Source organism: Psychrobacter immobilis (genome assembly GCF_904846225.1).
GTDB lineage: Bacteria > Pseudomonadota > Gammaproteobacteria > Pseudomonadales > Moraxellaceae > Psychrobacter > Psychrobacter immobilis_F.
On sequence record NZ_CAJGZJ010000001.1, the window covers coordinates 157343 to 182631 of the forward strand.

The 25289-nt window shown below is 41.8% G+C and carries 19 protein-coding genes; 11 read left to right on the forward strand and 8 right to left on the reverse strand.

Features of this window, described 5'->3' with window-relative positions; translation table 11 throughout:
• The first annotated feature begins 226 nt into the window (after nucleotides 1-226).
• The 6 genes from JMX48_RS00710 (at nucleotide 227) to JMX48_RS00735 (ending at nucleotide 10057) form a co-directional block, all read left to right on the forward strand.
• Nucleotides 227-2425, forward strand: a complete 2199-nt coding sequence (locus JMX48_RS00710; RefSeq protein ID WP_201533211.1) for a RelA/SpoT family protein — start codon at nucleotides 227-229, stop codon at nucleotides 2423-2425.
• A 202-nt stretch (nucleotides 2426-2627) separates the two neighbouring features.
• On the forward strand, nucleotides 2628-3008 hold the full coding sequence (locus JMX48_RS00715) for a RidA family protein (RefSeq protein ID WP_201533213.1): 381 nt from the start codon (nucleotides 2628-2630) through the stop codon (nucleotides 3006-3008).
• A gap of 193 nt (nucleotides 3009-3201) precedes the next feature.
• The gene (locus JMX48_RS00720; RefSeq protein WP_201533215.1) at nucleotides 3202-5490 is read left to right on the forward strand and encodes a primosomal protein N'; all 2289 of its coding nucleotides are present in this window, start codon (nucleotides 3202-3204) and stop codon (nucleotides 5488-5490) included.
• Between the two features lie 442 nt (nucleotides 5491-5932).
• Complete coding sequence (locus tag JMX48_RS00725) at nucleotides 5933-7105, forward strand: cation diffusion facilitator family transporter (protein ID WP_201533217.1); 1173 nt, start codon at nucleotides 5933-5935, stop codon at nucleotides 7103-7105.
• 268 nt (nucleotides 7106-7373) lie between these two features.
• On the forward strand, nucleotides 7374-8078 hold the full coding sequence (locus JMX48_RS00730) for a hypothetical protein (protein WP_201533219.1): 705 nt from the start codon (nucleotides 7374-7376) through the stop codon (nucleotides 8076-8078).
• A gap of 92 nt (nucleotides 8079-8170) precedes the next feature.
• On the forward strand, nucleotides 8171-10057 hold the full coding sequence (locus JMX48_RS00735; RefSeq protein ID WP_201533221.1) for a monovalent cation:proton antiporter-2 (CPA2) family protein: 1887 nt from the start codon (nucleotides 8171-8173) through the stop codon (nucleotides 10055-10057).
• 157 nt (nucleotides 10058-10214) lie between these two features.
• On the opposite strand, the gene JMX48_RS00740 is transcribed toward JMX48_RS00735, so the two are convergent.
• Nucleotides 10215-11144 (reverse strand): DUF2628 domain-containing protein, encoded by a 930-nt coding sequence (locus JMX48_RS00740; RefSeq protein WP_201533223.1) that lies wholly within the window; start codon nucleotides 11142-11144, stop codon nucleotides 10215-10217.
• A 198-nt stretch (nucleotides 11145-11342) separates the two neighbouring features.
• On the opposite strand from JMX48_RS00740, the gene trmB reads away from it, so the two are divergent.
• The 3 genes from trmB (at nucleotide 11343) to JMX48_RS00755 (ending at nucleotide 15424) form a co-directional block, all read left to right on the forward strand.
• A complete protein-coding gene (gene trmB, locus JMX48_RS00745; RefSeq protein WP_201533225.1) occupies nucleotides 11343-12182 on the forward strand; it encodes a tRNA (guanosine(46)-N7)-methyltransferase TrmB in 840 nt (279 codons plus the stop codon).
• 1063 nt (nucleotides 12183-13245) lie between these two features.
• Entirely contained in the window at nucleotides 13246-14301 is a 1056-nt protein-coding gene (gene recA, locus JMX48_RS00750) for a recombinase RecA (protein ID WP_201533227.1), read from the forward strand.
• Nucleotides 14302-14344: 43 nt separating this feature from the next.
• A complete protein-coding gene (locus JMX48_RS00755) occupies nucleotides 14345-15424 on the forward strand; it encodes a regulatory protein RecX (protein ID WP_201533229.1) in 1080 nt (359 codons plus the stop codon).
• 72 nt (nucleotides 15425-15496) lie between these two features.
• Here the strand turns inward: JMX48_RS00755 and JMX48_RS00760 are convergent, their stop codons facing one another.
• The 7 genes from JMX48_RS00760 to JMX48_RS00790 form a co-directional block, all read right to left on the reverse strand.
• Complete coding sequence (locus tag JMX48_RS00760) at nucleotides 15497-16954, reverse strand: anion permease (protein WP_201533231.1); 1458 nt, start codon at nucleotides 16952-16954, stop codon at nucleotides 15497-15499.
• 318 nt (nucleotides 16955-17272) lie between these two features.
• Complete coding sequence (locus tag JMX48_RS00765; RefSeq protein ID WP_201533233.1) at nucleotides 17273-17986, reverse strand: YidB family protein; 714 nt, start codon at nucleotides 17984-17986, stop codon at nucleotides 17273-17275.
• A gap of 267 nt (nucleotides 17987-18253) precedes the next feature.
• Nucleotides 18254-18709: a hypothetical protein gene (locus JMX48_RS00770; protein ID WP_201533235.1), complete on the reverse strand. Its 456-nt coding sequence runs from the start codon at nucleotides 18707-18709 to the stop codon at nucleotides 18254-18256.
• A 78-nt stretch (nucleotides 18710-18787) separates the two neighbouring features.
• On the reverse strand, nucleotides 18788-19069 hold the full coding sequence (locus JMX48_RS00775; RefSeq protein ID WP_201533237.1) for a succinate dehydrogenase assembly factor 2: 282 nt from the start codon (nucleotides 19067-19069) through the stop codon (nucleotides 18788-18790).
• 276 nt (nucleotides 19070-19345) lie between these two features.
• On the reverse strand, nucleotides 19346-20248 hold the full coding sequence (gene folP / locus JMX48_RS00780) for a dihydropteroate synthase (RefSeq protein WP_201533239.1): 903 nt from the start codon (nucleotides 20246-20248) through the stop codon (nucleotides 19346-19348).
• A 166-nt stretch (nucleotides 20249-20414) separates the two neighbouring features.
• Nucleotides 20415-22310 (reverse strand): ATP-dependent zinc metalloprotease FtsH, encoded by a 1896-nt coding sequence (gene ftsH / locus JMX48_RS00785; protein ID WP_320158137.1) that lies wholly within the window; start codon nucleotides 22308-22310, stop codon nucleotides 20415-20417.
• Between the two features lie 385 nt (nucleotides 22311-22695).
• The gene (locus tag JMX48_RS00790) at nucleotides 22696-23328 is read right to left on the reverse strand and encodes an RlmE family RNA methyltransferase (protein ID WP_201533241.1); all 633 of its coding nucleotides are present in this window, start codon (nucleotides 23326-23328) and stop codon (nucleotides 22696-22698) included.
• 342 nt (nucleotides 23329-23670) lie between these two features.
• Here JMX48_RS00790 and JMX48_RS00795 point away from each other — a divergent pair, with 342 nt between their 5' ends.
• Nucleotides 23671-23982 (forward strand): YhbY family RNA-binding protein, encoded by a 312-nt coding sequence (locus JMX48_RS00795; RefSeq protein WP_201533243.1) that lies wholly within the window; start codon nucleotides 23671-23673, stop codon nucleotides 23980-23982.
• Nucleotides 23983-24366: 384 nt separating this feature from the next.
• On the forward strand, nucleotides 24367-25074 hold the full coding sequence (locus JMX48_RS00800) for a hypothetical protein (protein ID WP_201533245.1): 708 nt from the start codon (nucleotides 24367-24369) through the stop codon (nucleotides 25072-25074).
• The last annotated feature ends 215 nt before the right edge of the window (nucleotides 25075-25289 follow it).

Below are 25289 nucleotides of genomic sequence, written 5' to 3' on the forward strand. Positions count from 1 at the left end.
ACTTCACAATGTACTGTTGCAGTATAACTTCTAAATTTTTGTAGTCCCTGCTCGCTTAGCAGTTGACATTGAATGCAATTTACGATTAATTAGAGAATGGTCTACCTATTTTTAGCTTATTCACTAGGCTTTGTATAGTAGCCAGTATTCAATTCCGTCATTATTTATCTTGATAGCTTGATAGACAATCAGGCAAATAGGTAATGGAAAATAGGATCGTTGCTTTATGAGTCAAACCTTACCCAAACTCAGTCATTATCAAGTTGATGATGCTCAATATAACTTACTGCGTTCAGTCGGTTATCTCACTGCCGCTGAACGCCGTGATATTATTGATGCGTGTGAGTTCGGTGATATTGCGCACATTAAAGACAAGCGTAAATCAGGTGAGCCTTATATCACTCATCCGATTGCAGTCGCTGAGATACTGGCAGGTTTTCGTTTAGATAGAGACACCATTATTGCCGCGATTTTGCATGATACGGTCGAAGATACCGAGGTGAGTGACGAGCAGCTTGAGCAGCGCTATGGCAAGGTTGTGGCAAGGCTGGTCGATGGCGTGACCAAGCTAAAATCCTCCTCACATAATAAGCAACAAAATAAAGCGGCCACTTTTCATAAGATTTTGACAGCCACACTTGCTGATCCACGCGTTTTAATCATCAAACTTGCCGACCGATTACATAATATGTCCACGCTTGATGCGGTACGTCCCGAAAAACAACGTACCACCGCCCAAGAAACCCTGGATTTTTATGTACCATTTGCACGGCTGATGGGCCTTAATGATATTGCTGATTATATCGAGGTGCTCTGTTATCGTAATCTTGACTCTGATATGTATAACAAGATTTCTGACAAGCTTTTGCAGTACGGGCTTGGACGCAACTTTCAAAAAGAAGCCATTCATCGCTATCTGAATATTGTTCTCACTAATCTGGAATTGAGTGGACTGGTCAAAGTTTTAGATAATAGCGTCGTAATTTATCGCCAGTTTTTTCGAAATCGCGGTGAGGTTAGTTCGCTATTACGTCATTATGCGTTTGAGATTGTGCTCGATAATATCGAGGCCTGTGACAAGCTGGCTTATTATCTGATTAAAAAATATCAGATTGATGACAGTCATATCGCTGATAATATTCGCCGTCCGCTACCAGGAGGCAATCAGTCGCTCACGCTTATTTATGAGCGTGATAACGATGTGGTAAAAGTCACTATTTTGACCAAGCAAATGCAAAGCGCAGCAAGGCTTGGCGTCATCGGCGCAGAGCATGCGTCTGATGTTAGTCAGTCAGTCATTCAAGCGTCATTACGCAACATGAAAGACTTAGTCGATGAAGACGATTTAAATGAAAACAGTCCCGATTTTTCAGCGGCAGTTTCTACTATTAATGAGCTGATGGACTATCTTCACTCCAGTAAAATCATCTGTTATAGTCCACAAGGGCGCGCCTATGAGCTGCCGCAAGGAGCAACAGCGCTAGACTTTGCATATGCGGTTGGGCCTATGGTCGGTAATGTGGCTGTCGGCGCCAATATCGATAGCAAACCTGCAAAGCTGGGTACGGTCGTCAAAAACGGACAATCGATTGAAATCGAAGTAAACAGCCACTCAGAGCCCAAAGCAGAATGGCTAGGATTTGTGGTGACCAATAAAGCGCGTGAAGAGATTTTGCGCTGGTTTAAAGATTTGTCCACCGCCGATAAACAGCATCATGGTCAGCAAGCGTTGGATCGCGCCCTTAGAACTTACCAAAAAAGCCTCGATGACTTGACCGAGAGTGATTGGAAAAACTTGACAGAATGGCGCGGATTAACAGAGAAAGATGCCCTATTTGAGCAAATAAGTTCGGGGACTTTGTTACCGCAGTTGGTGGTTACTCGCTTGTTTAGTGATGAGGTCAATGATCTGCAAGTCAAAGAGCATAGCGATGATATGACTCAACCTCAGCAGCTTATAGTGAATGCTTCAGGCGTTGAGCTTGATTTTGCCAATTGTTGTCATCCGATTTATGGTGATCCTATCGTCGGTCACTTATCACGTCATGGTTTGGTCGTGCATCGACATAAATGCTTCTCACTTGACGATATTCGTAAAGACAATCCCTATCAGGTCATCCAGTTGCGCTGGCGCAGTGATAAAGCTATAAAACAAGGTGATCCGGGCGAGCATGATATAAAAAACACTGGGAAAATTCGTTTTCCCGCTTATTTAAAGTTGTCTATTTCTTTGAGCGATGAACAGATTACCGAAGTCATCTACCATTTGCGCCAATTAAACATCGGTGTCGAAACAGTCGATGTCCGTAATAGTGACACCATCATTCATATTATTGTGCGTAGTCGCAATCACTTAGCACAAGGCATTCGAGATCTGCGCTCACTTCTTGGCTTTCCCAATATCATTCGCCTATATCAATTATAATAAGAGTGGTGGATAAGCCTCAATTGTGATTTACGATAGCATTGACTGGTTAACTTAGAAGTTTTTAGAAAAACCTAAAATAATGATAAACTGCTTTACTTGATTTCTGGCATATAAATTTTAGGCATGTCATCAATCTTGAAATATTAGATACTGATACGCCCCTGTAAACCAACCCCGAAAAATATAAAAAGGACATGATATGACTCGTCAAACCATCCAAACTGATAAAGCACCTGCAGCCGTTGGCACCTATTCACAGGCCGTAAAAGTCGGTAATACGGTCTACATTTCAGGACAGCTTGGTTTCGATCCTGATACGATGGAATTAAAAGACGGTTTTGAGGCACAAGCGAAGCAAGTCTTTGAAAATATTAAGGCCATCTGTGAAGCTGCTGGCGGTAGCTTAAACGATGTGGTTAAGTTTAATGTATCGTTGACGGATTTGAATGACTTTGCCGCTTTAAATGAAGTATTTATTGCCAATTTGAGCGAACCTTATCCTGCCCGTGCAGCCGTTCAAGTAGCAGCCTTACCTAAAGGCGGTGTGGTCGAAATTGAGTCTATTCTTTATATTGAATAACTTCTATAGTGGATAACCTTTATATTGAATGATCTTGATAGTGAGTAGCTCTAATATATCATTATCATGAATGTTCAAATCTTTGAGTCAATATACTATTTTTAAAATAAGCCCAAATATCACTATTTGGGCTTACTGTTATTACTCTTATCAAGTTTATTATGAAAATATCTAAAGCTTAGGGATGCATTTTATGTTGGTACAAGTTGCTTTGCCCGTGCCCCTTTATCGGGTATTTGACTATAGTTTACCGACAGATATGAGCGCTGCACCAAACGCTTCAATTCCGCAAATCGGTAGCCGCGTTGAGGTTTCATTTGGTCGTCAAACCTTAATCGGTATCGTCATTGCTCACATCTTGGAAGCGGATAGTAGCGTACCAATCAACAAGCTGAAACCTATTAACAAATGCTTAGATGCTGAGTCGATTTTAGATGCTAGCATGCTAAAACTTGCCTATTGGCTGGCACGTTATTACCACTATCCGCTCGGTGATGTTTTAGCAGTCATACTGCCAAGCTTAGTTCGTCAAGGCAAACCTTTAGACCTTCTCATTACGCATTGGCGAATTTTGCCTCATATCACTGATGATGACTTTCGTGCCAATGCAAAAAAGCAAAAGCAACAATTTGATATGCTAAAACTGCACGGCGAGCACGGCGCTAGTGAAGATATACTCTTATTAGAAGGTATGCAACGAGCTTTCTTAAAAGCGCTTGAAGATAAAGGTCTTATCGAGCGTTATATTCAGCCAAAACAAGCCCCTTCGCCTGTTAAACTTGCAAAAATGCCACTTGATCTAAATACAGAGCAGCAGATTGCTGTTAACGCCATTACTGCCGCCCATGAGGCTAAATGTTACACAGGGTTTTTATTAAACGGTATTACTGGTAGTGGCAAGACCGAGGTCTATCTGCAAGCGATGCAAGCGGTACTAGAAGCAGGAAAGCAAGTATTGATTCTGGTACCAGAAATCGGTTTGACACCGCAAACGCGAGCGCGTTTTGCCAGTCGATTTGCCGCTCATATCGTCTTGTTACATTCTGGTATGAACAATACCCATCGCTTACAAGGATGGCAGGATTGCCGAACTGGACACGCTCAAATCATCATTGGTACGCGATCAGCAGTGCTATATCCTTTCGCAAATTTGGGACTGATCGTCGTTGATGAAGCGCACGATGGTTCTTATAAGCAGCAAGATACTTTGCGTTATCATGCGGCGGACGTCGCCCTTTACCGCGGTCTTCAGTGCAACATTCCCGTCGTGCTCGGTACTGCAACCCCTTCTCTTGAGCATTTAAAGTTAGTCGATGATGGTAAGCTAGTCGATTGCCAATTGCAGACTCGTCCTGGCAATGCTAAGCCTGCGACCATGCAACTTATCGATGCGCGCTTGCAAAGTACCCATCAACAAACCACTGACGATGGCGCTCGCTATGACACAGGACTGACGGACACCTTGATTGGGGCCATACGGCAAACGCTAGAAGCAGGCGATCAAGTTTTGATATTTTTAAACCGCCGCGGCTATGCGCCTGTTTTATTATGCAAAGCTTGCGGTTGGCAGGCAGATTGTCCACGCTGTGATGCCCATTTAACGGTTCATTACAATAGCCAAGCTCAGCACAATAATCACTCAAACAGCTCTTATTTAAAATGCCACCATTGTGACTGGCAAGCCTATATTCCTAGCGTTTGCCCTGATTGTGGCAGTCAAAATTTAGACGCCAAAGGTATGGGTACTACTAGACTGAGCGAAAACTTGCATGCGATTTTTGCCAATCCCCAAACTAGTAAAGTGCTCTACCCCATCATTCAAATCGATCGCGATACGACAAGGCGTAAAGACAGCTGGGAAAACATTTATCAGCGTATCAATGAAGGCAAGCCTGCCATTTTAGTTGGCACGCAAATGGTCGCTAAAGGCCATCATTTTCCCAATGTCACACTTGTCTGCCTACCCAATGCCGATCGCGGTTTTTTATCCGCAGACTTTCGCTCGCCAGAGCATACCGCGCAGCTAATGATTCAAGTGGCAGGCCGTGCTGGGCGAGGCGACAAAGCAGGACGTGTGCTGATTCAGACATTGCAACCTGACAATGAGCTATTGTTAAAACTGGTTAAAGATGGTTATTTGTCGTTTGCTCGTGAATTGTTGCAAGAACGCAAAATGATGGGTTTGCCTCCTCAAAGCTTTGCCGCGCTGATACGCTGTGAAGGCAAAACGCTTATTGCTACTACTCAAGCGCTCAAAGATGCGATTGCTATCCTTCCAAATGCTCATAATCTGGCCGTACTGGGTCCTATCGATGCGCCAATGAGTAAAAAAAATAGCCGCTACCACGTGCAGCTACTATTATTAGCCAAAGATCGACGACAGTTACACCACGTATTAAACCAATGGTGGCAGCCAGTACTTGCCTTGCCAAGCACTAAGTATCTCAAACTTACTTTAGATATTGATCCTGTGGGCTGGTAGGCTACATGTCACAAATTTATAGTATTTCTAAATTGTATTGTCTATATGGTCGAGCCATTTAGAAAACAGCCATTTAGAAAACAGTCATTTAAAAAACATATAGTCAGTGAAACGTAATATCGATACATCACGCATTGCTGCTATCAATTTTTCTTGCTTGCGGTGCCATTGCTTCTAGAGGCTGCAAAACACTCATTACAAAAATATGCATATTAGCAGTACCGTAACGTTTTAAGGTTTTTTGACTATAGTTCAATTGGTATGAGTTTTAGTGGTTGCCGACTATATTTGTATTATTTTTACGCCACCGTTACAGCTTCTAATAATCGACTATGTTAAATTCATAATGACTATTAAGCTCTTTTGGTCAAAGGCCTGTCACTGCTTTGTGCAAAGCAAAGGTTGATAATTCAATTTAATGTCAGTGAATTTGAGTATTGCTATGAATCCAGAAAATTCAAACGTTCCAGAACACAACTCCCATCATCAGGGGGATGCTAGTACGCATGAACATCAACACCAATCTGGTGATGAGCACCATAACTATGTTGATGATAAACAAGGCACTCATGATCACGATGCACATTTAGAGCAGACGACAGCGCCGCGAGATACTAAAGGCTACCAACGAATTTTACTGTTTAGCTTCCTTATTATTACTGGCTATATGGTCATCGAGGCCGTCGGTGGCTGGCTCACAGGAAGTTTGGCACTATTGTCTGATGCTGGTCACATGCTAAGCGATGCGATAGCACTTGGTGCCACCTTAATGGCTTTCAAAATTGGCGAAAAAGCCGCCACTCACCAAAAAACCTTTGGCTATAAACGCTTTGAGATTTTGGTAGCTGGGGTAAATGGCGCTACTTTGGTGATTATCGCGTTAATGATTTTTTATGAAGCCATCCAACGCTTCAATTCACCTTCTGAAATCGCTACCCAAGGTATGCTGATCATTGCGACTATCGGTATGCTGGTCAACATCTTGGTAGCTTGGCTCATGCATCGAGGCAGCCATAACAGCGACGAAAATGGCCACAATCATGAGGCACATGAGGCCAAGCCATCGACTGAAAAAGAACCTGTTAATCTAAATATGCAAAGTGCTTACTTGCACGTACTGAGTGATTTATTGGGTTCCGTTGCTGCTATTGTGGCGGCATTATTAATGATGGGATTTGGCTGGGTCTGGGCAGATGCCGTAGCCTCGGTGATCGTTGCTGTTCTCATATTAGTCAGCGGTTATCGTGTTGTGCGTAATTCTGTCCATATCTTAATGGAAGGTACACCTGCTAATATATCGTTAGTCGATATCGAGCAAACACTAGTGTCTCAAGAGCAAGTGAGAGCGATTCACGACCTCCATGTTTGGAGTATTACTAGTGGCTTAAACGCCCTTTCTTGTCACGTCGTTGTTGACGGCGAAATGAATATTCATGAATCCAGTATATTGATTGCCAATCTTGAACAGCGCCTATTAACACTTGGTATTCAGCATGCTACCATTCAGGTCGAAAGTTGGTCACATCCACCAATTAAAGCGCATAGCAATGCGCTGGTTTGCGATATCTCAGCACAGTCATCTGTTGATAATAGTCATATGGGTCACAATCATTAAGGAGCTAAAAATGTCCTTTATCAAACCGTAGTTTCTGTTGAGCATTAAAATATTAGGATGGCTGATCGCTAAAATACCAAAATAAAAGATTCAGCCTAATAGCTCATTTGTGTCATTGCTTTACCCATTTAAAAAAATAAGAGCTAAGCGAGCTTATATGGTTATAATAAAGACACGCCTTAATACTAAACAACCAATCTAAACGTCGTTTGACTTTGATCCCCATACTTATTAATATTTTTTATTTATCTATTGGTGATACATCACTATGTCTAAACGCTCAGCAGCCTTTGTCGCTCCCGATTATATCGAAGATCCCCTATCAAAAGACGGCAAAAAACACGCCAAGGTTTTACTGTCAACGCTGCAAGAAGACATTGATCGCTTTCGTAATGAGCAGTTCCCACCTGATATTTTACGTCAAATTCGTGATATGCCTATTTACGAAGGCAACCTAGCCGAGGTTCAGACGTATCAGCAGCGATGGCAACCTTTGCTGGAGCGTGCGATGACGTTTTATCCCGCTGCCAATCTACCACCTGACTATCTGTCATTACCAGCCAGCCTTGAGATACCACAGTTTATCTATCATGTTCAACGCTTGCATCTGACCAAAACTTTCGCCAAAGAATCCAAAAGTTTTGGCTCGGTAGGTGCACTTACCGATAAATGTGGTGATTATACCGCTGATGAAATTGCGCGTATGACAGCAGTGTTTGACAATGATGATGAAGCGCGATTGGTGGCGCATCGTGAGTTTATTGATTTGCGAGCGTATGTTTTTTGCCGCGATAACAAGGGTGAGATGTTGGAACCTGAGCGCGTCCGCTTTTATCGCACAGGACTTATCGTTCATGCTTTGCCTGAATTTAAAATCATAGACAGTCGCCAAACGCCGCGTAAGCGCCGTAATGACGCTTATATTAATCCGCTTGCGGATAATGGCATTTGGAAAATTTATCGTAAGAAATAACTTACGTCGACACTATATTTTTTTATCACTATATTATTTTTATCATTGCCGCTTTATATTGCTTATTTTATCACCACCCTTGAGGATACAAGATGTTCGCTGCCGCCGCCGGCTCACCAAATTTAATGTTACAAGCTACGATTTTCTTGGGCGCAGCACTGCTCTTTGTACCTCTTGGCAAACGCTTCGGTATCGCGACCGTGTTAGGCTACCTCATTACAGGACTGATATTGGGGCCAAGTGCTTTAGATGTAGCAGGCGATGCTGAGAGCTTATTGCATTTTTCTGAATTTGGTGTGGTGATGCTGCTGTTCATCATCGGGCTCGAGCTACAGCCTTCACGGCTTTGGGCATTACGACGTTCTATATTTGTCCTTGGCGGTTTGCAAGTTGGTCTTACTGGCACATTGTTAATGTGGCTTTTAGTTCAGTTTTTTGCCTTGCAAATCGATACGGCTTTTATCGTTGGCTTTGGCCTCGCGCTCTCCTCCACTGCTTTTGTATTACAGATATTGACCGAAAAACAGCAGCTTTCAAGTACCCACGGTCGTGAAGCGTTTACGATTTTATTATTCCAAGACATTGCTGTTATTCCATTACTTGCCGTCATTCCATTCTTGTCGGGCGTGCGCGAACAAAGCTATGATTTGATTTATTTTGGTAAGGTTTTCGCCGTTTTTGCTGGACTCATTTTTGCCAGTCGTTATATTATTCGACCATTTTTTAAGTTTGTCGCGTCAAGCGGGGCATCAGAATTACTGACAGCAGTGGCGCTATTTATCGTGATGGGCGTGTCTATTTTGATGGGACAGATCGGTCTTTCGATGGCGCTAGGGGCATTTTTGACAGGCGTATTGCTAGCAGATTCTGAGTATCGCCACGAATTAGAGGCCAGTATTGAGCCTTTTAAAGGGCTATTACTAGGACTGTTCTTTATGTCAGTCGGCATGCTGACCGATGTTAAACTCATTTTGGCACAGCCTTTATTTATTATTGGCTGCGCCATAGGATTGATGCTGATCAAATTCGGTGTCATTACAGGGATTGCAAAAGTATCAGGCAATCGCTGGCCGACCAGTATCAGACTGGGTGTCACGCTCGCTCAAGGTGGTGAATTTGCCTTTGTGTTGTTCAGTGTGGCGACTGCCCAAAATGTATTAAGACCTGAGCTGGCCAATACGCTAAACCTCATCGTAACCATCTCTATGGCACTTACGCCATTGGCTTTTTTATTGCTTGAAAAAGTAGGCGAACCTATATTTGCCAAAAACAAACCAAGCCGCGAGTACGATACCATTCCAGACCACGAACATCAGGTAATTATTGCTGGTTTCGGACGCGTCGGACAGATTATCGGTCGTGTATTGCGTATGCATAATATCGAATTTACCGCTATCGAGCGCTCTGCAAATCGTGTAGATTTCGTCCGCAAATTTGGTAATCAAGTCTATTATGGTGATCCCAAAAATCCAGAAATACTACGCGCCGCTGGTATCAAAAAAGCACGCATATTTATTCTCGCTATTGATGATTTAGAGCGTTCTATTACGACCGCTCAATACTTGCGTAAAAATTATCCAGACATGGTGGTCTTAGCGCGCGCTCGTGACCGTCAGCATTATTATCGTTTACGTGAGGTTGGTGTGCGTCATATCTGGCGTGAGACTTACTTAACGTCTTTGGATATGTCACGTGAGTCGCTACAGCTGCTTGGCATCTCGCCTGAAAAGGCACGCGAGACAGTGCAAACATTCCGCGACTACGATGATGATTTAATTGAACGTCAGCAAGCTATCTATGACGATGAAGCCAGTATGATTGAATCGGCGCAATCGGCGATGACAGAGCTAGAAAGTTTATTTGATGAAGACATTTATAAATCCCGAAAAATAGATTTGAGTGAGTTCCAAAATGCTCTAAAAACCCAAGCGACCGCAGTTGATGATGAAGACGATCTCGCGACTGATTCTAAAAATTAATCGTTATAAATATAGCCAGGTCAATATAAAAAAGAGACAACGGGGCTGGGATAAATTTTTTGTCGCCTCTGTCTGCGCAGGCACAGCAAGCAAGAAAAATTTGTCCTAGTCACGCAGTATAGTGTCGTGTCTCCATTTTATTCAGTATCGACTCTATCTAATTAGCATTACAACCTGGGGGCGATTGCTTTTTATTTAATGAACTCATGCAGCCCCAATTATCGCTACCAGATACATGGTAAAAGATTAGCGTCTGATTATTCAGATAGCGTATAGGGAACTTAACATCCTGAATGGTCGCAATGACCGCACAATCGGTTTCTGCGACACCAGCGACTTTGGTATCGATATCAATGTTTACTTGCTGCGTGTCTATGTCTAAAGGCAAATTTATTGGGCATTGGCCTGTTTGCTGATAAATCAATGCCACACGATTTTGTGCTGTTTTGGCCGTGTCATAAGCGTCAAACAGTACCTCGTTCGCTTTTGGCTTAGCGATAATGGGCAAAAACTGCACCTTAATCACTATTAAAGCAAACGCGAAAAACCCAAACCCCAAGCCTAAACCAAATAAACTTACCCCACCTTCTCGGCGCAAATGCGCTTGTTGTGCCGCCTCATCTTGCGGATAATCATTGAGAGCATCTGCAATCTCACGGCGCGCCATTCGGTAATAATAAGCGTCTGTCCAGCGTGCTACCATAAATGACCAAAACAGCCAAATCACTGCGGCAATGCTGACACGTATGGCCATCTGATAAGCATCAGGAATATAAGACATCGCCACAAATTCAAATGCGACCAATATAATCACAATATTGAGCTGAATAAATGACCATCCTGCCACGCTATAGACAATCGCATCCATATAACGCTTACGATATAGTAGCCAAGGAAAGGTGACAAAAAACGCGGCCCAGTGCCATTTTGGGGACAGATAACCTTGCGTATCAAACTGCTCGAAGCGTTTAAGATAATAAGGCTGGGTACGATGACCGATGAACCCTTTATCCAGCTTCTTACGCTTGGCAGGAGTCAGTTGTTCTTGATAAAATGGTGGCGGCGAGTCCGTCTCAATAAATAGCATGGCAATACGCTCTATGGGTTTCTAGAAAAAATACGCTATCAACGATTATTATATGGTAACGCCAAAACCCTTGCATAGCATAGAGAAATCAGAGAAGTCAGTAGCAAACGCGCTAAAATCAGATTGTACGTTCACAGTTGTATCGATTTAACTTATAATGAGTCAATCTTACCCACCTAATTAAGCTTTATAAATCCTATGAGTCAACATCCTGATATCAATGATAACGCCGACAGTAATCCTATTACTGATGAGCAAAACCTTAGTCGCACTAACAAACCTATCGATATTGATACCAGTGCCAGTAATGAGACAGAGCCTACCGCTGATAAGCATATTCGTATCGTTAATACGTTTATGAAGCGGCGTACGCACATGAATAAAAATGCCGAGCTGGCTTTGACTGATCCAGCATTTTCAGCGTATCTGGTCAATAATAGTTTCGGTGATGGCAATCTCGATGGTATTGATAACTTGCGCTCACTATTCACGGATAGCCCGAATGGCAGTGAAGCCCCACTCACCTTAGAGATTGGTTTTGGACTGGGTGATTCATTCATCGAGATGGCAGCAGCCGAGCCTACCCGTAACTTCGTTGGCGTCGAAGTGCATGAGCCGGGTATTGGTAAGTGCGCTTATATGGCAGGCACTCAAGGTTTGACCAATGTCAAAATCATCAATGGTGACGCCATTCAGCTGCTTAAACAACTACCAGAAAACCATATCGATCGTATCCAGCTTTACTTCCCTGATCCTTGGCAAAAAAAGCGTCACTACAAACGTCGTTTCGTCAGTGCTGAACGCATGGCCATCGTTACTCATAGCTTAAAGCAAGGTGGATGGTTCCATACAGCCACTGATTGGGAGCATTATGCGTTCTGGATGGTTGAAGTCTTAGATGGATTTGCAGGATTGACCAATCAAGCAGGTATTGGCAACTTCACTGACCGTCCTGACTTTCGTCCAATGACCAAATTTGAGCGCCGTGGTTTAGAGCGCGGACATGGTGTTTGGGATTTAATCTATATCAAAGCGTGACCTTTATCGCTTTACATTCAATATTTTTTTGATAAAGCGGCTAAGATATTTAGCCGCTTTTTTGTACTTGCTAATTGAGAATTTATAAGATTAGAGGATAATATCTACTCATTTTCTAGCCATACCCCTTAATCTACAGGCTGTAGATATGTTTTTATAAAAAAATGGATAATATTTTCATACGTGAAACATCGCTATGATTAGGCACTTTCTTTACGAATATCCATTTATATAAGAACCAAAAAAATAATGTATGCCTATCTTGTGACATCAACTATCTACTCAATCAATGACACTATAAGGGTTTCGTGAGTTCTCCCCATAAGCTGTGGATAACCCTGTGTATAAGTCGCTACTTGACAAGATTTTTCCTAGATAGAATAAAGGGCTAGGTAAAATCGTTCATTTTTTGTACAATTTAAAAAACTTTTTAAATCAATAACTTAAACTATTTATCTATCTATAAAAAATTATTTTTAATATTCTCTAAAAAAATTTTATTGTCACAAATGTTTCACAATCTGTAAATAAAAGACACTTTATTCATTGTGGACAAGTCCCGAACCTATTGACAAACATCCTAGTTATAATGTCCAAAACTAACAATTGATTATCGACTCTTCTATGAAATAACAAAGTTTATAACATGCGACAGCTGATGTCGTTTAGCATAATTTCATGCTCTATATGGCTCTTGGATTTTGTTATAATTGCCTTATCTAATTAATAGCGCTGTAGAGATGGGTTCGTCATTATTGAGAATAACATAACTCAAAAATTGCGATGGCGGCTACTAACTATGGACTTAATTTTACTACTCTCATTATTTAATTTTACTGTATAGTGGGGTGATATTTTAAATATCACTCTCTAACTAACATAACAACTTACTTATCTTGGCAAAACGTTAATAATATTTAGCGCTTTGAATAAGGCTTTAAGTGACAGTCAGCATGATTGCTCAATCATTTTTAATAACCGTTGCTTTTAATCTTACAGATATCTCATTTATAGCATTAAAGTTAATCGTTTCAAATTCATTATTGCAAACAAGGAAGCCAGTATGGACGACAATAAAGCCAAAGCTCTCAAAGCAGCATTAGGTCAAATTGAAAAACAATTTGGTAAAAATACCATCATGCATTTAGGCGATAACTCTGCCATTATGGACGTTGATGTGGTATCGACAGGCTCATTAGGTCTGGATATTGCCCTTGGCATTGGTGGTTTACCAAAAGGCCGTATCGTTGAAATTTACGGCCCAGAAAGCTCTGGTAAAACCACAATGACGCTGCAGGCGATTGCAGAATGCCAAAAGCAAGGCGGTGTCTGTGCCTTTATTGATGCTGAGCATGCACTAGATCCCGTTTATGCACGCAAGCTTGGCGTGAGCACGGATGACCTACTACTTTCTCAGCCTGACAACGGTGAGCAAGCGCTTGAAATCACCGACATGCTAGTGCGGTCTGGCGCGGTTGATATGATCGTTATCGACTCAGTTGCAGCGTTGACTCCGCGTGCAGAGATTGAGGGCGAAATGGGCGACTCACACATGGGACTGCAAGCACGCCTTATGAGTCAAGCACTACGTAAAATCACTGGTAACGCCAAACGCTCTAACTGTATGGTGGTCTTTATTAACCAAATCCGTATGAAAATTGGTGTTATGTTCGGTAGTCCTGAGACCACGACTGGCGGTAATGCGCTTAAGTTCTACGCCTCAGTACGTATGGACATACGCCGTATCGGTGCCGTCAAAAACGGTGATGAAATTATTGGTAACCAAACCCGTGTTAAAGTTATCAAAAACAAAATGGCACCGCCATTCCGCCAAGCCGAATTTGAAATTACCTACGGTGAAGGTACTAATCATTTAGCGGAAGTCATTGATTTGGGTGTTGAGATTGGCGCCGTTGGCAAAGCAGGTTCTTGGTACAGCTATGGCGATGAAAAAATCGGTCAAGGCAAAGCCAACTCGGTGTTGTTCTTAAAAGAAAATCCTGCTATTGCAAAAGAGATCGAAGATAAAATTCGTGATGAAAAGCTTGGATCGAAAAAAGAAGCCAAAGCAGAGGACTCTAATGAAGCCAATGAAGATCTTGCTTCTGAACCTGTATAATAACGGCTTAACTGTCCACTGCTATCAATAATCATGACTCGTTATGAAAATTAAAACCTTAGCTGAAATACTTGCTGAATCGGATACCGATTCAGCGAGTAACATCCATTCTAAATCAAAAAAACCTTCTAAGCACTTATATAAAGATGAGCCTAAACCATCGGCTAAAATATTCAAACGCTCGACTTATTCTCGTAAAGACCATTCATTAATTGATGACTCTAGCCTTGAAGTAGAGGCAACCAATGAGCACTTCTCTAATATAAAAAAACCTCCCAAGTCCAAAAAACCTAAAAAACGCTTTCATCCAGCTGCTAATTTTACAGCTGAGTCTAGCGATGTGCCTGCTTATCAGCCGCCTGCCGCGCAAAGCATCAAAGAGATGCTGGCAGAAGTAAAAAGCAACGTTCATGGGACTGAAGACGAGAGCGACTCCATTATTGGTCTTGATTCCTCTGCAGAAAGCTCGACGCAACCACTTGCGTTAGCAGCGACGAATGACAGTGACTCAGATAGCCAAGCCGATAACTTACCCGCTGCCTTAAAAGCGTATTTACGCACACCTGAACAACGACAAGCAGACGTCGATGCGATTAAGGCTGAAAGTCGTCTGCGTTGGTTGGCATTTTACTATTTATCACGTCGTGAATATGGCAAGGCTGAACTAAAACAAAAGCTGATCGATAAAGAACAAGACCCAAACAAGATCGATGCCCTACTCGATGAGTTTGAAGAAAAAGGCTATCAAAGTGATTACCGCACCACGTTGATGCTGATCCGTGAAAATATTCGCAAAGGTCGTGGACGTGGACGCATCAAGCAAGAGTTTTATCGTAAGAAGATTGCTATGCCCAATAATATTGATGAGCTTATTGATATGGCCAACGCCGAGTCTGATGAGTTCAGCGAATTTGTAGATGACAACGTAGACAGTTTAGTTGACGGTGTCGATTGGCTGAAGTTGGCAGTCGCCGCACGTACCAAAAAGTATGGCGACGATATACCTATTGAGCAAAAAGACAAAGCGCGCCAATTGCGGTTTTTGCAATACAGAGGATTTAATACTGATGTCTGTTTTGATGCACTTAACTATACGTTAGACACGTTAGACGAACGCTTTTAGTGGGTTCTCTTTGAAACTGAGTATGTCTAGTTATAAATGTCCTTAATTATTTAGAGCATATAAGTTTACTTCTTAATAATAGCCAAGTACTTTCCACCAAATCAGACCTGAACCTATCCAAACAACTAAGTTCACCACACTCATAATCGCGCCAATGCTCCACCACTCTTTTAATGTTACATAGCCAGAGTTAAAAATAACTGGTGCAGTGCCCGTCGCATAGTGCGTCAAGGTCATCATAATATTACCCGCTGCTGCCAAAATTAAGGCATATAGCATTGGCGGTGCTCCTAATGTTAGCCCTACCGCATAAAATGCTGCAAATAACGCTGTAATATGAGCCGTAGTACTGGCGAAGAAATAATGTATATATAAGTATACTAAAGTCAAAATAGTCACTGCGCCTACCCAGCCTACTCCAGTTGTACCAATTAGAGATTCGATACTGCCTGAAAACCAGGCAATCAAACCAAGCTCATTAAGGTAACCTGCCATCATAATCAGAGCACCGAACCAAATAATGGTATCCCATGCAGACTTCTCTTTTAAAATGTCATCCCAAGTCAGCACCCCAGTTAATATCAATGTCGTCAAGCCAATAAAAGCGGTCGTAGTAGCATCAACGCTATACTGTTTACCTAAAATTAGTGCAGGAATATTCGCCCACAATAACAGCATAATGCCAAATACACCGAGCATGATTTTTTCTTGATTACTGATTTGCCCCATTTCTGCCAGATTATCCTTTGCAAAGCCCTTTGCATCAGGTGTTACTTTAACCTCAGGTGGATAAATCATATAAATGACCAATGGCATGATTAACAAACAAAGCATACCTGGCAAAAACATCGCTACTGCCCACGTCGTCCATGACAACTGAATGTCACCACCTGTCGCTTTATTTACGAGGTCTACGACTAAAGGGTTTGGAGCAGTGGCAGTAATAAACATACCAGAAGTGATGGGATTTGCGTGGTAGTTGACCATCGCCAAATAGCGACCCATCTTATTTTGAGTACCATCTTCTGGCGTTGAATGAAAGCTATGGGCAATTGAGTTCATAATAGGATGAATAATTCCCCCACCACGTGCGGTATTGGAGGGCGTAATAGGTGCTATCATCAGCTCTGCCGCTGCTAAAGAGTAAGCCACGCCAATGGTTTTTTTACCAAAAATAGAGATAAAGTAATAAGCAATACGCCGACCCAAGCCAGTTTTTATCAATCCACGCGATATCATTACTGCGATACCAATTAGCCAAATCAAAGGGCTTGAATAGCTTGATAATGCATCGCTAATGGCTTGTTTCGGGCTATTGCTTGTCACGCCTGTCAGCGCTACCAAAGTAATGGCAATGATAGCAATCGCGCCAATGGGTAATACTTTACCAATGATCGCGACAATAGTGGCAATGAACAGTGCCAACATGTGCCACGCATCCACTGTAACGCCATCAGGGACGGGAATGACAAACCAAATTATTAAACCAACTGAGATGGCTATAGCCGCTTGGACTGGTTTAAAGGGCATGAAGAAGTATCCTTGTAAAGTGCTTTTACCATCAGAAAGCTGTCTCTTACAAAGCATCCCTAAAATAATAAATACTGCAAGAGAATTTGAATCAATCTAATAACCATCTTATAAGGTTTATGTAATCATTTTACTATTGTTTACCATTTTTAACATATCTCTTTAGATTATAGTATCGATAGGTAAAATTAACGTTGCTTCAAACAGAAATCATGTACTAAACACAAAAAAAGATTGCATCACTAGATGCACTCTTTTTTGATTAATTTTTGAACTATATAACTATTTTAAAATAGAATTTTATTGTAAATTGAAAGCTTATTTTAAATTACTCAGTCGGCTAGACAATCGACCCATAATCTCATCAATCTCTGTATTAGCTTCCGTTTCATTATCCAAGTTGCCATTCGGTGTTAACTGGTTCATAACTTCTGGCAATAGCTCTGAGAGACCTTGACGTACTTCTGCGTCATTGGCACCTGTGTGAGCAGCAACTTGTTGAATCTCATTTTCATCAAATAAACGACGGATTTCATTTGGATCAAGATTGTCGTTGTCTTCTTGATTACTCATCCAAGAGCGCGCTTGGTTTTCATAGCCCATACCAGTAATTTTGGATAATGCACCGCTTACACCGCCATTATTTTTGATCCAGCTTAGTACCATTGGCATCAACATAGCAACGAGCATACCTTTACCGCCGAAGCCGCCTTTATTGCTTTGACCACCCAAAACGCTTCCTAAAATGTCGCCTAAGCCGCCAGTACCTGAACTGGTGCCACTCCGCTGATTGCCACCAGTAAGCCCACCTATGATATCGTCCAAACCAAAACCATTATCTGACTGACGATCGTACTGCTTTGGATTGTAACCCTCTGCTTGACTGCCACCACCTAATACACTACCCAATATGTCACCAAGACCACCAGTACGACGCGGGGTGGTACGCTGGTTGACTGGATTACATTGCGAATCTTCTGGATTCATCGCACTACGTGCCACTTGACTAACCAAACTTCCTAATAAACTCATGATTTGCTCCTTTTCCATTATTTATTATCAATAAGCCAAGACTTCGTTCCAAATATTTTGAACGCCATAATATTTGATAAGTGTTAACCTTTAGCAATTAGAACATTCTTGAAGAGAATCGCTGGCTTATATATTCTATTGTTGCCCTAGAATATAACAAATATTTTTTACCATCGAGATAGGTGTTTTGTTATGACATGTAGGCGTTCGTAAGCACGTAGAGGAAAGACTCAAATGTAGAGTAGTAAAGAACCGTTAAATTAATTGTTAGATTTTTTCAGAACACACATTGGTTAGAATACTCAACTCTCGCCATTGCTTCGCGTTTACTTGATCACGAAATATGGTCACTGATAAAGAGCGCTGATAAGGTTCTAAAATATAGAATTCAATGTTCATTACCCACTGATAGCCATGGACAGCGATTAATTTCGCCTGCCATAATTCATCACCGCGACCTGTACGAATCAATAGTTGCCATTGTTTATCGATACGCTGGCTAATCGGTGGCTGGCTAAGATGCAGCAGTATTGGCCGTGATAATGCTAAATAAGCGGTAATAGCGGCCGCAATGATCAAAATAAAAACATACTGCCATAACGCCAAGGAAGCAAGCCATGTCAATAAAACCATAGCAGAGGTCAACCCAATATACAGTAACAAGCGTAAATGGCTGGTAGGCTGAATAGCAGTGTCAATACGCAAGGAGGTTACTGAGATCATATGTAAGCGCCAAAGAGAATATTAAACTGATAGGCAATCAGAAGCTCAAAGCCCTTATCTTGAACTAGGAGATAATAATTAAGTCAAATCTCTAGTATGACGCCATGTCTTAATTTTATTAACTAACGCCCATATGTCATCGTCTTCGGGACGATTTTGATTGGTAAAATAATCTAATAAATCAGGGTCTTCATGAGTCAGCATTTGGGCAAAGGTTACTTGCTCAGCAGGGTCTGCTATTAGATACCGCTCTTTAACATAAAGGTCGATATAAAAATCCAATTCTTTTAGTCCACGGCGTGCCTGATAGATAATACGGCGCTGTTCATTGGTTGGTTCTGGTTGAGCTGTCATTGTCATAGTGATGATCTCATTTATTTAAATAGTTTTTGATAATGTGTTTACAATGGGTTTGAGAATTTATCTTTCGTGATTAAATAGCAGATAAAAACATTTATAACGTTAAACAATAGCGTCAAATGTATCAAATAATACTAAAGCATGTCATCAATTAGCACACTTAATCATTTAATGGTCTTAAAATGGCTAAATTTTGCGCCGCTTCTGTCTGCAAAGGCGCAGCAAACAAGGAAAATTTATACCAATAGCGCGTGATAGTATTTGTACTGATTTTATTTAGGATTGACTATACGTATACTCAGACAATTGGCTCCATAACGTCACTGCTTGCTGCATCATAGCCACATTATGAGTTCGAATGATACTTGCTCCTTGCTGTAGCGCAAAAATACCAGCAATCGTTCCTGCTGGATCACGCTCTATCGCTTGGGTCGTAGCCATCGACGCAACGCCACTATTGGTGAGTACTTCCGCTAAAAAACGCTTACGCGAAATACCAAACATCATTGGTAATCCAAGCGACTGTAACTTTTCAAGTTGGCTCAACAGAGCGCAATGATGTTGATAATTTTTAGCGAAGCCAAATCCGGGGTCAATAATTATTTTCTCGTGCTTGACTCCAAGACTTGTGACTTCCTGAATGCGCGCTACCAGCTCTGCACTTACTTCACTAACCACATCGTCATAATGTGCGAGATTATTCATCGTGGTCGGCTCACCTCGCATATGCATGAGCATAACTGGTATATCAAGTTCAGCCGCTAACGCTATTGCGCCCTCTCGTTTAAGCGCTCGAACATCATTCCAGATATCAGCCCCCGCCTCAAAAGCGGCCTGCATAACGTTTGGATTACTGGTATCAATAGACAACCAAATATCATCTCCACAATGCTGCCTGATTGCTCGAACCACTGGCACAACACGCTGTATCTCATCGCTAGTGGCCACAATATCTGCATTTGGACGAGTAGATTCACCACCAATATCGATGATGGTCGCTCCATCCTCTATCATCTCCTGACAATGTGCCACGGCTTTGTCCACAGCATTGAACTGTCCCCCATCTGAAAACGAATCTGGCGTGACATTCAGAATTCCCATGATATGTGGTTGGGATAAATCTAAAGTTTTACCCCGACTTGATATCTTGTAACTGGGTAAAGGCTGAAATAGTGACATAATCAATCCATCATAAGTAAGTGTTACAAAAACATTTTAGTTATTATTTTCTATGCTTATGATAACAGTAAATCTTATTCTGTCCTAAATCCTTCCTGAAATGACGCCAACAAAAAAGCCCTTTATAAAAAAGGGCTTTTTCTGGTAACTAACAATGAGCGAAAGACTACATCGCTGGTAGCGGAGGCGGTGTTGCTCCCGTTGTTTTTACATCGCTTTTTGCTAAATTTACTTCGCTATGCTGATACACTCTAGGCGGACGTGGGTCTTCACCTGCTAGGATGTCTTGCAACTGATCACGATCAATGGTTTCCCATTTCATCAAAGCATCAACCATTGCATGCATTTTTTCTTGATTGCCTTCGATCAGTTCGCGAGCGATATCATACTGCTCCTCTAACATACGACGAACTTCGTCATCCACTTTTTGCTGCGTGGCCTCAGAAATTGTACGACCGCCACCACCAAAGTAACCTTGTGAGTTGTCATCATCTTCATAGACCATGATGCCCAGCGCGTCTGACATACCGTATTTAGTCACCATCGCTCGTGCCATCTTAGTCGCACGTTCAAAGTCATTAGAAGCACCGGTTGACATCTGATTGATGAAAACCTCTTCTGCGATACGACCACCAAATAAAATAGCAATATCACTCAGCATTTTTGATTTATACATACTGGTTTGGTCATGTTCAGGCAACTGCCAAGTGACACCAAGTGCAAAACCACGTGGCATAATAGTGACTTTATGCACAGGGTCTGTACCCGGAAGCAATTCAGCCACTAAAGCATGACCCGACTCATGATAAGCAGTCGCACGGCGTTCTTCTTCACGTATCACCATAGATTTACGTTCAGGACCCATGTATAGCTTGTCTTTAGCGTCTTCGAAGTCATTCATATCGACGCTTCTCTTGCTACGACGGGCAGCAAATAACGCTGCCTCGTTTACAAGGTTTGCAAGCTGCGCGCCCGTAAATCCGGGTGTACCACGAGCCAATGAGTTGGCATTGACACTGGTCGTATTTGGCAGTTTTTTCAAATGCACTTTTAGTATTTGCTCACGACCTTTGATATCTGGCAAGCCAACCTGCACTTGACGGTCAAAACGGCCTGGACGCAACAGTGCTTTATCCAAAACATCAGCACGGTTAGTAGCAGCGATGACGATAACGCCTTCATTACCTTCAAAACCGTCCATTTCAACTAGCAATTGGTTAAGGGTTTGCTCACGCTCATCATTACCGCCGCCCATGCCGGAACCACGATGACGGCCGACCGCATCAATCTCATCAATAAAGATGATACAAGGCGCGCTTTTTTTGGCTTGTTCAAACATGTCACGGACACGCGACGCACCAACACCAACGAACATCTCAACAAAATCAGAACCTGAAATTGAGAAGAATGGCACCTTAGCTTCGCCAGCAATGGCTCTCGCTAATAGCGTTTTACCAGTACCAGGTGGACCTACCATCAAAATACCACGAGGAATCGTCGCACCAAGTTTGGTAAATTTATCAGGATCACGTAGGAACTCGACAACTTCAACGACTTCTTCTTTGGCTTCTTCACAACCAGCAACGTCATCAAAATTGACCTTAATTTGGTCTTCGGTCAGCATTTTGGCTTTTGACTTACCAAAGCTCATTGGACCGCCGCCTTTACCGCCAGCACCGCCCTGCATATTACGCATAAAGAATAAGAATAGACCAATAATTAGCAAAATTGGGAAACTGGCTATCAGCAATTGCATCAACACACTTTGACGTTTCGGTGCAGTTCCCTGAACCTCAACTTTGTTCTCGCGTAATATTGGCATTAACTGCTCGTCAGCCACCGCTGGTCTCACGGTCTCAAATGATGAGCCGTTTTTCTTTTCGCCGGTGATCTGTTCGCCATCAATTTCAACACTGGCCACCTGATTTTCTGACACAGCGGTCACAAATTCAGAGTAGTTGAGGTTATCAGGCTCAGACGATTTGTCAAAGCCGCTAAACACCAGTACTAAAACGCCGATTACCACCAGCCACAATAAGGTATTTTTTACCATGTCGCTCACTAGTTATTCCCATCCCTTACTTATTGGTGTGTTTACTAAACACGTGACGTCTATAAACGTATTACTTATTATTTGCCCAGTATCTTAAACGTATTGCACCAGTTTGTTCTATCTACACCCAGTACAATTAGATTTTCAACAAGTCATAGATATGATTCATATCTTTATTGGCAATAAATAAACTTATAAAGCAGTTATTATTAGACGACTTTGCTGAAGGCAAAGTTAATATATCATGATATGTGGTATTTTCCTGCATAATTCAAGCAGGTTTCACTTTTATTCAGTTAACGATTGTAGCTATTTTAATACGGTAGACAATCAAGCGACATTTTTACCAGTTAAACCGTGTTTGATCAAAACAACGTATTGAAATCAAAACCATTTATTTGATAGCTATCCAAAACATCTCTTTTGAACGTGGTCGAGAAGCGCCCGGTTTGATACTACGAATTTTACTAAAATCATTCTGCATCTGCTTGCGTAATTCTTGTATACCTTCGCCCTGAAACACTTTCATAATAAGTGCGCCACCTTGTGGTAAGGTTGCTAATGCAAATTCCACGGCAAGCTCACATAAGTACATCATACGCGGCTGATCTATCGCACTATTGCCAGCGGTATTGGGCGCCATATCCGACAATACCACATCGACTTGTCTATCACCAACCTCTGCCATAATGGAATCAAACACGTCTGCTTCGCGAAAGTCACCTTTGATAAAGGTCACGTCAGCAAGCGCATCCATTGGTAAAATATCAGAAGCAATCAATACGCCTTTTTCGCCCACCAGCTGACTGGCGACTTGCGACCAGCTGCCAGGTGCGCTGCCCAAGTCTACTACTGTCATGCCCTTTTTGATCAGATTGGTCTTTTCATTGATTTCTAGTAACTTATAGGCCGCACGAGCACGGTAGCCATCTTTTTGAGCCTTTTGCACATAATGATCGTCAATATGCTCTTTCATCCAAGCACTGCTACTTTTTGACAATTTTTTATTTTCAATACGCGTGGCCAAAATACCTGCTCCTATTACTTTGCAAAGACTATTACATACTTGTCAAATAGCGGTTTTCTTTATAAAACACTTTAAATATGGGTTTAATTACGCTAAATATCTCATCTATCAGTCTGTTCTTTTATTTTATAACCTTAGAAAGCCAAATTCTATTGGTTAAAACACTGATTTATAAGACAGTAGCGTTTATAATGTGACCAAATATTCAGTTTAACATTTTCATCACGTAAAATCGTGCAAAATCCTACTCATCTCATGCAAGATGACCATAGGTTATCTATAATAGCCATTAACTGCGCTTATTAGCACACTCTTTTATTTTTACCAACATCTAGGAATTTTATGCAACTCGATAACGCTACAATTAAACGTCTGAAAGGCATTGGTCACGAGCTTAAACCTATTGTCATGATTGGCAACAAAGGCATTACTCCGACTATCACAGAAGAGATTGATCGTGCCTTATCCGATCATGAACTTATCAAGATCAAACTACCGGCAGGCACCAAAGAAGAGCGTGATGTGATTGGTGCTGAGATTGCTACTGCTGCTAAGGCTTCTTTGATTCATTCAATTGGTCGTATGGCACTATTACTACGTCAAAACCCAAATGCCAATCCGAAACTATCTAACCTAGCACGTCACGCACAGTAGCTCGTAATGGTGCGCTTAGTTTAAATAACATACTGTCATAGCTTATATCGCTGATTCGTCATTACAATATAGTGACGATGCGATGTAGTGACAATGCGATGTAGTGACAATGAAACCTAAAAGCCGCGCGCAAATTGCTCGCGGCTTTTACATTATCTGCTTATTATAAGTTTGACCGTCTTTTATATGGTTAATTCTAAATAAAATAAGGTCAAATATTATCACACGCTGCTGTTATAAATTTTCTTTGCTTACTGTGTCTGCGCAGACAGAGGCGACGCAAAACTTATCCCAGTAGTACTGTGTTTGTTTTATAGTGCATCTACTATATACCAAAAAGCAGATGTCATTTTTTCTTATTATTATTTCGAGTGCTATCAGATTATGAGCCAAACTTTTAGCCTATACCTAGCCACTGACACGATAGCGAATGATGCACTCCAAATTGGCGTGACCGTAGAAGACTTAACTCGTATTTGCGTTCGTGTCAGTGCCAGCATTGTTCAAAAGCCAGCGTTGCATTTACAGCTAACCTATCAAGTTACCTTACCAACCGAATCTTTGACAACGCAACTTAACTGGCCGACGTGGCAATCAGCGCAAGTCAGTTTTTCTGATTACCTGTGGGAAGAAACTTGTCTTGAATGCTTTATCACGGGACGTCTGGCGAATGACAAATATATTGCTAACGCTGATGCTACAGAGTCCTATATTGAAGTTAACGCTAGTCCGGATGGGCGTTACGCGCTCTATCAGTTTGAGCATTATCGTCATCCTGCTACTTTGCCGCCCATGCCTCTGTATCAAGCGGATGGACACACTCGTGCTCATATCAATTGGACGGACAACTTGGCGCAGAAATCATTTAATGATGACTCGACAGCATCCAAAATTTATAAATACGAGCGGCGCTTCGGTGTGCCTTTACTGCAATTACCCAATGAGCGATATGCCATCAACGGTATGACTATTGAGCACATACATCCTTGCGTGATCCTACAGTTAGGCAAGACTGCCTTGTATTTTGCACCGAGCCACGCCTCCCCGCCTGACTTTCACAATCAAGATTATTGGTTAAAATTTAATCTTTAGCCCATTTAGATATAATTGCTTGAATTGAGAAAACACCCGCGTCCAATAATCTGCGGAATAGAATCAGTTTTAATTACGTTTAATAATAATCACTATTATCTTAAGCACAAATATCTTAAACACAAAAAAACTCAGTACGTCAAAAAGGACATTACTGAGTTTAAAGAAAACGGTCAACATAACAATCATTACAACTTAACAATGACTAAAAGTGC